This is a genomic window from Acinetobacter towneri (assembly GCF_001758345.1).
GTDB lineage: Bacteria > Pseudomonadota > Gammaproteobacteria > Pseudomonadales > Moraxellaceae > Acinetobacter > Acinetobacter towneri_A.
In genome coordinates, this window is sequence record NZ_MKQS01000005.1 from 306,378 (window position 1) to 320,412 (window position 14,035).

The 14,035-nt window shown below is 42.4% G+C and carries 12 protein-coding genes; 6 read left to right on the plus strand and 6 right to left on the minus strand.

The features are described from left to right. The first annotated feature begins 149 nt into the window (after nucleotides 1-149). Together BJN41_RS04640 and BJN41_RS04645 are read left to right on the plus strand one after the other, a co-directional pair. The gene (locus BJN41_RS04640) at nucleotides 150-668 is read left to right on the plus strand and encodes a GspH/FimT family pseudopilin (protein ID WP_070153750.1); all 519 of its coding nucleotides are present in this window, start codon (nucleotides 150-152) and stop codon (nucleotides 666-668) included. A 128-nt stretch (nucleotides 669-796) separates the two neighbouring features. Next, the gene (locus BJN41_RS04645) at nucleotides 797-1,972 is read left to right on the plus strand and encodes a thiolase family protein (RefSeq protein ID WP_070153753.1); all 1,176 of its coding nucleotides are present in this window, start codon (nucleotides 797-799) and stop codon (nucleotides 1,970-1,972) included. Between the two features lie 129 nt (nucleotides 1,973-2,101). Here the strand turns inward: BJN41_RS04645 and BJN41_RS04650 are convergent, their stop codons facing one another. The 4 genes from BJN41_RS04650 to BJN41_RS04665 all read right to left on the minus strand — a co-directional run bounded on the left by BJN41_RS04650 (nucleotide 2,102) and on the right by BJN41_RS04665 (nucleotide 6,903). Continuing rightward, a complete protein-coding gene (locus tag BJN41_RS04650; RefSeq protein WP_019837783.1) occupies nucleotides 2,102-3,088 on the minus strand; it encodes a diaminopimelate dehydrogenase in 987 nt (328 codons plus the stop codon). Nucleotides 3,089-3,390: 302 nt separating this feature from the next. Then, nucleotides 3,391-3,876, minus strand: a complete 486-nt coding sequence (locus tag BJN41_RS04655; protein WP_019837784.1) for a DUF934 domain-containing protein — start codon at nucleotides 3,874-3,876, stop codon at nucleotides 3,391-3,393. Beyond that, entirely contained in the window at nucleotides 3,869-5,512 is a 1,644-nt protein-coding gene (locus BJN41_RS04660) for a nitrite/sulfite reductase (RefSeq protein WP_019837785.1), read from the minus strand. Before BJN41_RS04660 ends, BJN41_RS04655 begins: the two co-directional genes overlap by 8 nt. A 272-nt stretch (nucleotides 5,513-5,784) precedes the next feature. Continuing rightward, entirely contained in the window at nucleotides 5,785-6,903 is a 1,119-nt protein-coding gene (locus BJN41_RS04665) for a CaiB/BaiF CoA transferase family protein (protein ID WP_070153755.1), read from the minus strand. A gap of 210 nt (nucleotides 6,904-7,113) precedes the next feature. On the opposite strand from BJN41_RS04665, the gene BJN41_RS04670 reads away from it, so the two are divergent. The 4 genes from BJN41_RS04670 to BJN41_RS04685 all read left to right on the plus strand — a co-directional run bounded on the left by BJN41_RS04670 (nucleotide 7,114) and on the right by BJN41_RS04685 (nucleotide 12,202). After that, entirely contained in the window at nucleotides 7,114-8,124 is a 1,011-nt protein-coding gene (locus tag BJN41_RS04670) for an AraC family transcriptional regulator (protein WP_019837787.1), read from the plus strand. Nucleotides 8,125-8,354: 230 nt separating this feature from the next. Next, nucleotides 8,355-9,560, plus strand: coding sequence for an acetyl-CoA C-acetyltransferase (locus BJN41_RS04675; protein ID WP_070153758.1), 1,206 nt, complete (start codon nucleotides 8,355-8,357; stop codon nucleotides 9,558-9,560). 11 nt (nucleotides 9,561-9,571) lie between these two features. Then, nucleotides 9,572-11,707: a 3-hydroxyacyl-CoA dehydrogenase NAD-binding domain-containing protein gene (locus tag BJN41_RS04680; RefSeq protein ID WP_070153761.1), complete on the plus strand. Its 2,136-nt coding sequence runs from the start codon at nucleotides 9,572-9,574 to the stop codon at nucleotides 11,705-11,707. A gap of 162 nt (nucleotides 11,708-11,869) precedes the next feature. After that, entirely contained in the window at nucleotides 11,870-12,202 is a 333-nt protein-coding gene (locus BJN41_RS04685; RefSeq protein ID WP_019837790.1) for a hypothetical protein, read from the plus strand. A 112-nt stretch (nucleotides 12,203-12,314) separates the two neighbouring features. Here BJN41_RS04685 and BJN41_RS04690 read toward each other — a convergent pair whose 3' ends face one another. Both BJN41_RS04690 and BJN41_RS04695 read right to left on the minus strand, forming a co-directional pair. Beyond that, nucleotides 12,315-12,737 (minus strand): GNAT family N-acetyltransferase, encoded by a 423-nt coding sequence (locus BJN41_RS04690; protein ID WP_070153764.1) that lies wholly within the window; start codon nucleotides 12,735-12,737, stop codon nucleotides 12,315-12,317. Nucleotides 12,738-12,760: 23 nt separating this feature from the next. Continuing rightward, entirely contained in the window at nucleotides 12,761-13,981 is a 1,221-nt protein-coding gene (locus BJN41_RS04695; RefSeq protein ID WP_070153767.1) for a class I SAM-dependent methyltransferase, read from the minus strand. Nucleotides 13,982-14,035: the final 54 nt, after the last annotated feature.

A 14,035-nucleotide genomic window follows, 5' to 3' on the forward strand; every position in this document is an offset into this window, starting at 1 on the left:
TGGCGAATAGCCTATCTTTCTTGCTGTTTATTTTAACACTTTCTCGAGAAGTTGTTTAGTAATTATTATACACAGCAGATAAAGCACTATAAAACAACAAATTACTCAAATTAATCATAAAAAAACACAACAATAACAGGTAAAGACTTATGTCGAATGTAAGAAAAAACGGCTTCACGCTATTTGAATTGATCGTCACCTTAGCGATTAGTGCGATTTTAGTCATGATTGCGCTACCCCATTTTCACCAGCTGATGGCAGAACAAGAACTCAAACGAATTCAGTATTCATTACAGTCCAGCCTGAAAATAGCACGCTCTCATGCCTTCACCCATCACAGCAATGTGGTGATTTGTCCTACACAAAACTTTGTTCAATGTAGCAAGCAAAACTGGAATACTGGTTTTTTGATTTTTATGGATAGTAATCGAAACCGCCAAATTGACGACAGTGAATACATTCTTTATACAGAAAAAACTGCACTTAAATACGGAACCTTGGATTGGCGTGGAACTTTAAACATTCCTAGTGTGACTTTTAATGCTCAACAAGGTTTGCCGATCGGCTCGAATGGTAGCTTCTTTTACTGCTCCACTCACCTTACAAGCAAGCGCTTAGTACTCAGTAAAATGGGGCAAACCCGAGCTGAAGACATCAATATATGTTAACTCAGCAGTCTAAACGATCTTTACATTGTCACTTTATTCTCTTCTTTTTTTGCCTATACTGCAGAGTTGATCTATTCCTACTTGGAATTCAATCTAGATATAAGCACACATAAAATTGGGAGAATAAAATGACCGATATCGTGATTGTAAATGGCGCTCGTACTGCTATGGGTGGTTTTCAGGGCAGTTTAGCCACACTAAGTGCACCTGAACTTGGTGCAGCAAGTATTCAAGCTGCAATTCAACGTGCAGGCCTAAAACCTACAGATATCGAAGAAGTCATTATGGGTTGTGTTTTACCTGCAGGCTTAAAACAAGGTCCTGCACGTCAAGCCATGCGTCAAGCTGGTTTGCCAGATTCAACAGGCGCAGTGACCATCAACAAACTGTGTGGTTCCGGTATGAAAGCCGTCATGCAAGCGGCTGATGCAATTAAGGCAGGTTCCGCTTCCATCATTGTTGCAGGTGGAATGGAATCGATGAGTAATGCACCCTATATTTTGACCAAAGCACGCGCGGGTTACCGCATGGGACACGGTGAAGTGAAAGATCACATGTTCTTAGATGGCTTAGAAGATGCAGAAACAGGCCGTTTAATGGGATCATTTGCACAAGACATGGCTAATAGCAAAGGCTATACCCGTGAACAAATGGATGATTTTGCGATTCGCTCTCTTAAACGCGCGCAAACTGCCGTAAATGAAGGCTATTTTGCCGATGAAATTGTGTCTGTAAATGTTTCAACACGTAAAGGTGACGTGGTTGTCGATAAAGACGAACAACCGTTTAATGCCAATATTGAAAAAATTCCAACTCTGCGTCCTGCTTTTGCCAAAGATGGTACGATTACCGCGGCCAATGCCAGCTCAATTTCAGATGGTGCTTCGGCTTTAGTCCTAACGTCTGCAGTAAATGCAGCAAATAAAGGTTTACAGCCATTGGCGAAAATTGTGGCTTATGCCACCAATTCACAACATCCATCAGAATTCACTATCGCCCCTGTTGCTGCAATTCAAAAAGTATTAGATAAAGCGGTTTGGCAAGTTGCAGATGTAGATTTATGGGAAATCAATGAAGCTTTTGCCATGGTCACTATGTGCCCAATAGATGAATTCAAGCTTGATCCTGAAAAAGTGAATATCAATGGTGGTGCCTGTGCGCTTGGACATCCTGTGGGTTCTACAGGTTCACGTATTATCCTGACTTTAATTCATGCGCTTAAACGTACAGGTGGCAAACGTGGCGTGGCCGCTCTCTGTATTGGCGGTGGTGAGGCAACTGCAGTCGCGATTGAATTGCTTTAATGCATTGCAACCCCTATTTCGTAAAGCAGAATTAGGGCAGATGGAATACAGTCATTCCCAACCCTTCTTTATTCAAAAAGCAAAAAGACGAATCATTGATTCGTCTTTTTGCTTATAGCTTGAAAAAGTTTAGAGCAATTCAGCGCGCAACTGTTCAGGCGATTTCATTGACAATAAACCTGGCGCAACATCGTAAGCAGTTTTTGCACCATATTGCTGCATTTGGTTTAAACGATAACAAGCACGTGCATAAGCTACCAAAATACTCGCGGTAAACTCCGGATTGCTGTCTAACTTCAATGAGAATTCAAGCACTTGTTTTTGTTCATCGCTGGTATTGCCACTGCGAATAACAAAACCACCATGCGGCATGCGTTGGTGATCTTTGGCCAAAGTCGCTTCATCAATGAAATTTACAGTTGTGTTGTAGTCTGCGAAATAATCTGGCATGGTCACAATCGCTTGCTCAACGGAAGCTGCATCGGCACCTTCTGCAAGTACGACATAACATTCACGWGTATGTTTGTCTTTAGTGCTTAATACAGGGCGCGCACCGCTACGCACTTGCTCAATCGCATCATTAGATGGAATGGTATATTGCACACCTGCTTTTACACCATCAACACGACGAATGGCATCTGAGTGTCCCTGACTTAAACCTTTCCCCCAAAATGTATAAGTTTCGCCATCGGGTAATAAAGCTTCACCAAATAAACGATTGATTGAGAACATGCCTGGATCCCAACCAATTGAGATAAGTGCAGTTTTCTTATTCGCTGTCGCAGGTGCATCTACAGATGCATAATATTCAGGAATACGCGCATGAGTATCGAAACTATCGACAATATTAAATTGGCTGGCTAATACAGGGCCTTGTTGTGGCAAGTCGTCTTTTGAACCACCACATAAAATCAGTACGTCAATTTTGTCTTGAAAATCGGACAGTGAATCCATTTGAAAAACTGCTGTTTCAGCATAACATGGTGAAACGCTTTCAGGCGCACGGCGGGTAAAAATACCTACCAATTGCAAATCTGGGTTTTTCTGAATTGCCGTTTCAACGCCACGACCTAAATTGCCATAACCAGCAATACCAATACGGATAGAATTTTGCATAAAGACAAATCACTTCTTTGAAAAAATTGAATAAATAAATCAGAGGATAATCACATCCAATTATCGTCTTGGTTGATTTTTGATACTTTAAAATAAAGTCTATATAGGGCTACGATGCTTCGTCAGTGTGCTTATGCTACAGCACTTTGCCGAAAATTAAATCATTAAGAAGTGACATAAAACAAACCCTTTGATCACTTTAAGGCAAAAAAAGCCTGCGCATGGCAGGCTGTTTGTAAATGTGTGAACCGCTATATTTCAATGAAATCTATCTATATTTAGATAAACCCATCATCAATATATTACGCACCAGTTTGATAATTTGGTTTAGGTACAGCTGTAGACGCTTGATAAGGGCGCGTAAAATCCGCCAAACCTGCCGCAGCTTCTTGCACGTCTTTACCTTCTTTAATCACGAAAGTATCGAAACCTGCACGCTTCATATAGTTCAAGACATCTTTAAATACATCACCAACTGCGCGAAGTTCGCCCTGAAAGCCTTGACGGCGTAACAATGCCGCAAAAGAATAACCTCGACCATCGTTAAAACCTGCGAATTCAATAAAAATCGCATCGAGTTCTGCCAATGGAAATTCATGGTTTTCAGGCGAAGCATCTACCGTTAAATACAAAGCTTTTTTACCAGAAATTTGTGCCAACAGATCAAGCTGTTCAACGCTAAGCACCACATCACCTTGCGGTAATGCTGCATCTTCAGCAATCACTTGATAAGTATTGTCTGCAATCGTGCCATCTTTCGCGAGCACAGGGAGTGCAGTATTAAGCATAAGCGCGCTCCTTAAATGGTTGAATGCCGACACGACGATAAGTGTCGATGAAGTCTTCACCTTCACTACGCAAATCTAAGTAGGTATTTAAAATTTCTTCCACGACATCTGGAATCACTTCGGCAGCAAAAGATGGCCCTAAAATATCACCAATTGAAGCATCATGGTCTGCATGCCCACCTAAAGTGATTTGGTAAAATTCGGCGCCTTTTTTATCAACACCTAAAATCCCGATATTACCAACGTGGTGATGACCACAAGCATTCATACAACCTGAAATATTCAAATCCAGTTTGCCAAGATTATAAATGGTATCCAAATCATCAAAACGGCGTGAAATAGCTTCTGAAATTGGAATAGATTTAGCGTTGGCAAGTGAACAGAAATCACCCCCCGGACAGCAAATAATATCGGTAATAAAGCCAATATGTGCACGCGCCAAGTTGTTAGCATCTAGGACTTGCCACAATGCAAATAAGTCTTTTTGTGGCACATCTACCAAGGCAATATTTTGTTCATGCGTGGTACGCAATTCACCAAAGGTATATTGATCTGCTAAATCTGCAATTAGATTCATTTCTTCGGTCGTCATGTCACCTGGTGCAACACCTGCACGCTTCAATGAAATAGTGACAATACGGTAGCCTTGAACTTTGTGCGCATTGGTGTTGATGTTGAACCATTGTTTGAATTTTGGATACTGTGCAAACAGCTCACTAAAATCTTCATCGGCATAATTTTGATAAGCAAATGGCGTGAAGTTTTCATCCATTTTTTTCAAAGTTTCAGCATCAATTTTTAAGGTTTTCACGGTATGTGCAAATTCAGCTTCAACTTTTTCTGCAAATACTGCTGGAGTTAGGGCTTTTACCAAAATTTTAATACGTGCTTTATATTTATTGTCGCGACGACCATGCAAGTTATAGACACGTAAAATGGCTTCTAAGTAAGCAATCAAATCCTCACGTGGCAAGAACTCACGAATAAAGCTACCAATAATTGGAGTACGACCTAAGCCACCACCCACTTTAATTTTATAGCCAATTTCGCCTGCTTCATTTTTAACAATATATACGCCAATGTCGTGAAACGCAGTCGCTGCACGATCCACTTCTTCAAGTGCTGAAACAGCAATTTTGAACTTACGTGGCAAGAATGCAAATTCAGGATGGAAGGTAGACCACTGACGAATTAATTCACAAGTCGGACGAGGGTCGGCAATTTCACCTGCGACAACGCCTGCATATTGGTCTGTGGTGGTGTTACGAATACAGTTGCCTGAGGTTTGAATAGCATGCATTTGTACTGTTGCAAGCTCAGCTAGCATATCTGGCACATTTTCAAGTGCAGGCCAGTTAAACTGAATATTTTGACGTGTTGATACGTGTGCATAACCACGGTCATAGTCTTTGGCCAGCTGCGCCACTTTACGCAACTGCTTAGAGTTCATCAGACCGTAAGGCACAGCAATACGCAACATTGGCGCATAGCGTTGTACATACAAACCATTTTGCAGACGTAATGGACGATATTCGTCTTCAGTCAATTTGCCTGCTAAATAACGTTCCGTTTGGTCACGGAACTGTGCAACACGTTCATTAATCAGTTGCTGATCGAAATCAGTATATAAATACATGGCGTACAGCTAGTCATTTCTATTATCACGGCTGACAGCATAGCGAGATTCAATCTATCAACAAAATGTGTTTTTTACATATTTCTTAGCGATTTTATTGATAAGACATTGCAATGGCACAGCCTGCAAGCCTTTGCCGAAATTTCCAGACCTTTTACATAGCTATCACAAAATAATGCATGCTTTAGCACTTTTTATGCTAAAGCATCTATCTTCGTTTTTATTTCGTGTTTGAGTTGAGTTTCCTACATATTTTTAGCTATTGAGCATGATCACCATTGTCCTACACCTAAAGCCTGCCCAATATAGTCATAGCGCATTTTTGAACGTGAAAATTTAATAGGACAAGCCAACTGAGTTTCGGTTTGTGTGGCATTGCCTTGAATTGGGACATTTACAGTCCAACCGCGCTGCTTTGCCAAGGGTGAATGTAAAGCTTCATCTAAAGTTAAAACGGGTTCTACACAAACATCGTGTTGTGCAAAGATATGCTGCCACGTGGCAAAATTTTGCGCTTTAATCTTGGCCTGAATGGCTTGTTTCACTTGTATATGGTCTTGCGGGTCTAAAGATGTGCCTTTTTCGAGCAAAATGGGCAAATCTAAAATTTGTGCCAAGCCTTGCATAAATTGTGGCTCTAAGCTGCCCACCGAAAGATAACGACCATCGGCCGTTTCATAATAGTCATAATAACTGCCTCCATTTAAGTAAGATTGCTCAGCATATTGAGGCAGCTGTGCCGCCAAAACAGCAGAAGCTGCCATATTATTTAATGTGGCAGCACAATCGGTCATCGAAATATCAATATATTGCCCTAAGCCACTGCGCTGACGCTCAATCACCGCACTCAAAATTCCAACCAAAGCATGCAATGAACCACCTGCTACATCGGCCACCTGAATACCTAGCGGTGGCGGCCCGCCTGCTTGACGTCCGCTGTGCCCTGCAATTCCAGACAAAGCTAAATAGTTGATGTCATGTCCTGCTCGTTGTTGATAATCACCTGTTTGTCCATAACTTGTGATGGAACAATAGATCAGTCGCGGATTAATTTTTGCCAAGCTGGCATAGTCCAGCCCWAAACGCTGCATCACACCAGGCCTAAATTGCTCCAATACAATATCGAACTCACCAATTTTGTCCAAAATCAATTGAATGCTGTCTGGCGATTTTAAATCGAGAGTAATGGACTGTTTGTTGCGGTTTAAATAACTATGCGAAGTCGCCTGTCGATTGGCATAGGGCGGAAATAAACGAATCAAGTCAGGTCGGCTTGCCGATTCAATGTGAATGACCTCTGCGCCCATATCCGCCAAATACAAACTGGCAAAAGGACCTGGTAATAAGGTGGAAAAATCCAAAACTTTTAAACCGCTTAGTGCATGTGTCATTGTTGTGATTACTTAATTTTTACTGATTTTCCGTTCATCTTATAAACAGCAAAACTGTAACACAATGTCATGTTCAGCCATTTACCTTGATCATTTCGGCAATTTATTATGTAAAATAAGTAAAATTGGTATTGTAAATTGCCAATTTCAATTTTTTAGCGTCATTTAGGTCAAGCTTACGTGAATACAAAAGAGACTGAAGGATTTAACATGAGCCGCGATACCATTAGTATCCATTTTGTCAATGCTGCGCTCACAGGTGTCAAACGACTCGGCATGGACGTCGAAACCTTATTATCTCATGTCGGTATTGAAGCAGAACTTCTGCGCCAACCGAAAGCACGTATTTCACCTGAACAATATACCCGCTTTATTAAAATGCTGTGGATGGTGACCCAAGACGAACACGTCGGTTTTGATTCTCAGCCACGTCGTTTGGGTACATTCGCAATCATGTGCCAATTGGTGATTCACGCCAAAACATTGGGCGATGCCTTAGAACTTTCTTCGCAATTTTATAAGCTTTTTGGTGATGATTGGTCAGTTACCTTAGAACGCGATAAACACGAAGCGCGTTTGGTGCCCTCTATTCCACAAGTCATGGATCCTGATCACTTTATTACTGAAAGTATGTTGATGATTTGGCACGGCTTGGCCTCTTGGCTGATTGAACGTCGCCTGCCTTTAGAGCGTGTGCATTTTGGCTATCCTCGTCCTGCACACGCAGATGAATACGATGCGTTGTTCTTTGCGCCTGTTATGCAATTTGACATGCCACGCACTGAAATTACCTTTGCTGCCGACTATCTAGATTTACCAATTCGTCAAACTCAAGAAACCTTAGACGAATTCTTAAAAACTGCACCTGCACAATTATTGGTGAAATTCAAAAACACCAATTCTTTAACTTCGCGTATTCGTGATGTGTTAAAGAGTCAGATTGGCGAAGAAATGCCAACCTTGAACGATGTTGCATCAATGTTGTACCTGTCGCCACAAACCTTGCGTCGTCGTTTGGCTGCAGAAGGTAAAAGCTATCAAGGGGTAAAAGATGCGCTACGTCGTGATGCCGCGATTCATCTATTGCTGAATCCTGAACTCACTCTAGAAGATGTAGCACAACAAGTTGGCTTTAGTGAAACCAGTACTTTCCACCGTGCTTTCAAAAAGTGGACTGGCGTCACCCCTGGTTTATACCGTCAGTTGCATGGTTATCATTAATTCACAGCTAAAAAATTCACATTCACCCGTAATTTCAGTTAATCGCCCTTGCACACTGCAAGGGCTTTTTTTATCGCTCTATTTTAGTTTCAATCTTTCTAACAAATTTCTGTGTCATCCCAATTAGCAAAAAACCTCACTGACCTTTACCGTTCTTGTCATTGCACTTCAAAATTTTCAGATTACACTCAAAAGCAATCATAAAGAAAACTATCGACAAAGGATTGATTATGAGCGAGGCCTATATCATTGATGCTATTCGCACTCCGCGCGGCAAAGGAAAAAAAGATGGCGCATTACACGAAGTTAAACCCATTCGCCTACTCACGACTTTATTAAATGAATTGCAACAACGACACAGCCTAGACACCTCACAAGTAGACGACATTGTTTTGGGTTGTGTCACACCAATTGGCGATCAGGGTGCGGATATTGCCAAAACTGCTGCGATTGCCGCAGGTTGGGACAATGATGTTGCAGGCGTACAAATCAACCGCTTTTGTGCCTCGGGCTTAGAAGCCGTGAACCTCGCAGCGCAAAAAGTCCGTTCAGGTTGGGAAGATTTAATCGTTGCTGGGGGTGTGGAATCTATGTCGCGCGTGGCAATGGGGTCTGATGGTGGTGCTTGGGCATTCGACCCTGAAACCAACATGGCCTGTGATTTTATTCCCCAAGGCATTGGCGCTGACTTAATTGCCACTTTAGATGGTTATAGTCGCACCGAGGTCGATCAATTTGCAACCGCATCGCAACAAAAAGCAGCCGCAGCACAAGCGCGGGGATATTTCGAACGCTCGATTGTACCCGTTAAAGATCAGGCAGGTGTGGTGATTTTGGCACAAGATGAATTTATCAAAGCACAGACCACAGCTGAAAGTTTGGCACAGCTCAAGCCAAGTTTCGCGATGATGGGACAAATGGGGTTCGATGCCATCGCCTTGCAAAAATATCCTGAAGCAGAACAAGTCAATCATGTGCATCATGCAGGCAATTCATCGGGTATTGTTGATGGCGCGGCATTGGTGTTGATTGCATCGGAACAGGCGGTACAACAACACAATTTAAAACCACGCGCCAAAGTGCTTGCCACTGCACTGGTCGGCACAGATCCTGCCATTATGCTCACAGGACCAGCACCTGCAGCACGCAAAGCCTTAGCCAAAGCAGGACTGAACATTGAAGATATTGATCTGTTCGAAGTTAATGAAGCCTTTGCAGCCGTGGTTCTGCGTTTTATTACCGAGCTTCAGGTCGACCCCGCCAAAGTCAATGTGAATGGTGGTGCCATTGCCTTGGGTCATCCACTTGGCGCGACAGGTGCTATGATTTTAGGCACTTTACTGGACGAACTAGAACGACAAGATAAAAAACGCGGCATGGCTACATTATGTGTAGGCGGTGGGATGGGAATTGCCACCATTATTGAGCGAGTATAAGGAGTATAAAAATGAGCGCCATTCACTATCAAAAAAATGCCGATAACATTGTAATTCTAACCTTTGACTCGCCGAATCAATCGGCCAACACCATGAACGCTGACTTTAGAGATGCATTAGCGCAAGTGGTGCAAAAGTTACAAGCAGACGAACAAGTGGCGGGGGTTATTTTTGCCTCTGCAAAAAAAACTTTTTTTGCAGGCGGTGACTTAGATGAGTTGATTCAAGTGCAGCCTGAACATGCCAGCTCATTTTTTCAGATGATTGAACACCTAAAAGCACAGCTGCGTTATATTGAAACTCGTGGTATTCCTGTAGTAGCTGCCTTGAATGGCACAGCACTCGGCGGCGGATGGGAACTTGCCCTGTGCTGTCATCATCGTATTGCAATTCGTGATCCAAAAACCAAGTTTGGTTTACCCGAAGTGACTTTAGGTTTATTGCCTGGTGGCGGTGGTATTGTGCGGATGGTACGTTTATTGGGTTTACAAACTGCCCTGCCGCTGTTGATGGAAGGCAAACAGCTGAGTGTGGAAAAAGCACAAAGTTTAGGTTTAATCCATGATCTTGCTGAAAATGAAACAGAATTACTCAGCAAAGCCCAAGACTGGATTCTTGCACATCCTCAATCACAACAAGTATTTGATGTCAAAGGCTATAAAATCCCTGGGGGAACACCATCTACACCTGCTGTCGCGCAAATGCTTTCCATTGCTCCTGCCATGCTACGCGACAAAACCAAAGGCTGTTACCCTGCGCCTGAAGCAATTTTGAGTGCAGCAGTAGAAGGTGCGCAGGTTGATGTCGATACAGCCTTACGCATTGAATCTCGCTATTTTACCCAGCTCGCAACAGGTCAAATTTCTAAAAATATGATTGGCACCTTTTGGCATGGGCTGAATGCGATTAAATCGGGCAGTGGCCGTCCGCAAGGCATTGCACCACATCAAACTCAAAAAGTCGGTATTTTAGGTGCAGGCATGATGGGTGCAGGCATTTCTTATGCCACAGCAAGCAAAGGTATTACGGTTGTTCTGAAAGATGTATCCATCGAACAAGCTGAAAAAGGCAAATCTTACAGTCAAAAACTATTGGATAAACAAGTATCACAAGGTCGTATAAGTGCAGAGCGAGCGGCACAAGTCTTAGCCAAGATTCATCCAACGGCACAGGCTACCGATTTACAAGGCTGTGATTTGATTATTGAGGCGGTATTTGAAAATCCTCAACTCAAGGCGCAAGTCACACAAGAAGCCGAAGTTTTTCTGGCAGAACAAGGTGTGATGGCATCCAACACCTCAACCCTACCCATTAGTGAACTTGCCCAAGCGGCGCAAGACCAGCAGCGTTTTATTGGACTGCATTTCTTTAGCCCTGTCGATAAAATGCCATTGGTCGAAATCATTAAAGGAAAAAATACCTCTACCGATACTTTGGCAAAGGCCTATGATTTTGTGCAGCAGATTGGTAAAACACCGATTGTGGTCAATGACAGCCGCGGCTTTTTTACCAGTCGGGTGTTTGGCACTTTTGTGCAGGAAGGCTTGCGCTTACTGGCGGAAGGCGTACATCCTGCCAAAATTGAAATGGCTGCTTTAAAAGCAGGCATGCCTGTTGGCCCACTTGCCATTCAGGATGAAGTATCTTTAACCTTATCTGAACACGTGGCACAGGAAGCACGTAAGGCGTTGCAAGCCGAAGGGAAAGACCGACCACTGTCGAGTGCAGATGAAGTCATTCAAACCATGATTCATCAATTCTCGCGTAAAGGTAAAGCAGCTGGTGCAGGCTTTTATGACTATCCTGAACAGGGTAAAAAACAGCTTTGGTCGGGGTTAAACCACTGGTATCAAAATACCAAAATCGCTGAACAAGAGATGATTGACCGTTTCTTATTTGTGCAAGCACTGGACAGCTTACGTTGCTTAGAAGAAGGTGTTTTAGAATCTGTCATTGATGCCAATGTGGGTTCCATTTTTGGCATTGGTTTTCCTGCATGGACAGGTGGTGCTTTGCAATTTCTAAATCAATATGGTTTAAAACAGGCTTTAGCACGGGCACAGCAACTTGCAGCAGAATATGGCGAGCGTTTTAACCCACCTAAAATCTTGCAAGACCGTGTTGCCACAGGTGCAGCAAGTATTTAAATCTAACTTATAGTTCAAAGAGGGATACGTCATCCTTCTTTTTATTTGCTTAAAATTAAAAGAATGATCCCTACATGAATAGAATTTAATCCGTTTTTTTATGAATTTTATGTTATAAAGTTACATAATTTTAAGATTTAGATTCAAATTGGGTAGATACACATGACTGAACACCTTACTCCTGAAAAATCACCTTGGGGTTGGAAAGCACTCTTTATTTTCTGTATTTTGGGTGGAATTTTCATGTTTATTTTCTGGTTAGCGGTCACGAATGAACCTGATTACATGCCTAGCCAGCAACAAAAGCAGAATACTCAGCAACACGCCTTTAAAAATGCACCTGCCATGTCACAAGAAGCTTTGGCAAAAGCACAAGCAGATCGTGAAGCACGTGAAGCTATATCTGCTGAAACTGCAGATGCACACAGTATGACTGAAACAGAACATGCCAATATGCCTGAAAACCATGAGTCAGCGCCCGCACATGGACATTAATATGCGCTAGCGGCTCTGTTCATACAGTTTATAAAAAGAAATCGCCATGATCACATTCCATCATGGCGATTTTTATTTTGCACGATTAAAATCAGGACTATCGACAATTCATTTAAAATATCAATCGCATATCTACATGCGGAATACCACAATCTAAATACGACTCACCCTCAACCTGAAAACTCAAACTTTGATAAAACGGAATCGYATGTTCCTGCGCAGACAACTTGACCCACGGTCGTTGCTGCTGCTTTGCCACCTGAATAATATGCTGCATTAAAACACGCCCCACACCTAAACCGCGCTGTGATTTCAGCACAGCAACCCGTCCAATACTGTGATTTTCCAATAAGCGTGCGGTTGCAATCGCCTGCTCTGCTACATAAACCACAAAATGCAAAGCAACTGCATCCTGTGCATCCCATTCATCTTCAGGGGCAATCCGCTGTTCCTGAATAAAGACTTGCTCACGAATAAATTTGGCCTCTGTCGCAAACTGTGCCCAAGTGCCAGATTGAATTTCATAATCTTGCATCTTTTTATCCTGTTCCATTTTGCTTAGCACTTAGAACCAATGCCCTGCTGATCCCACTGATCATTCAACAACAACTCCAAAGAATGTTTTTGAATACCGTACATGGTTTTTAAATAACGAATTTGTGCCAAAACAGTCTGATCAGGTTCACTCCAATTTTGACGTTTAGTTGCCAAAATCATTTTGTTTTTACTGGTGTGTTCCAAAGAAACAAACTCAAAAACTTTAGTGTCATAACCATAAGCTTTGAGCAATAAAGCACGGATGGTATCGGTTAACATTTCCGCCTGCTGTCCTGCATGAATGCCAAATTGCAGCATCGGTTGCAACACGCTTGGGCTTTGTAATTGTGGACGTAACTCTTTATGGCAACACGGCGCACACATAATCATTTGTGCATTCAGGCGAATACCCGTATGAATTGCAAAATCAGTGGCAACATCACAGGCATGCAAAGCAATCATTACATCTAAATGTTCAGGCTGATAGGTGCGCACATCGCCCTGAAAAAAGTCCAGCTGCTGAAAATCTGCCGCCTTTGCTACCGACTGACAGAACTCGACCATTTTCGGATTCAATTCCACCCCTGTAACCCAAGGTTTCAATTGCTGCTTTTGCAAATAATCATACAGTGCAAAGGTCAAATAGCCCTTACCTGAACCAAAATCCACCACACGCACGCTTTGCTCAGAAAGATGAATATGCGCCAATGCACCCGCAAAAATTTCAATAAATTTATTAATCTGTTTCCACTTGCGCGCCATGCTTGGAATGATCTGCGCCTGCGCATCGGTAATACCTAGAGGCTGTAAAAAAGGACTACTTTGCTCAACATAGCGTTGCTTTTCACGATCATGCCCTTGTTGCTCTTTGGGTTTTGCAGCAGCTGTTACCGCTTTACTCATACTGAGCATGGCTTTCTTTTTATTCTTTTTAAGCTGAATTTCTTGATCGAGCGTAAATAAATTCGCCTGTTTACAATCTGCCAATAACTGACTCAATTGTGACTGGGCTTGCGCCAAAGGATAATTTTTGGTGATATCCTGCGTTTTATGACGATACAAACAACTCAACACCTGCTCTTGATTGAGTTGAATAATACGCAGGGTAATTTTTTCTAATTGTTCCAATTCGCCTTTGTACTGGCTAAGCACTACACGATCAAGTTTTTGTGTATCAATGGCTTGCTGAAAAGCCTCCAAGAATTGTTGTTCCTGCGCAGAGGGAGAAGCCAAAGTCGACATAGTGAAAACCTGAAAAAATTACAATTCAAGTTTAAATGTTATTACCCTAAAAGC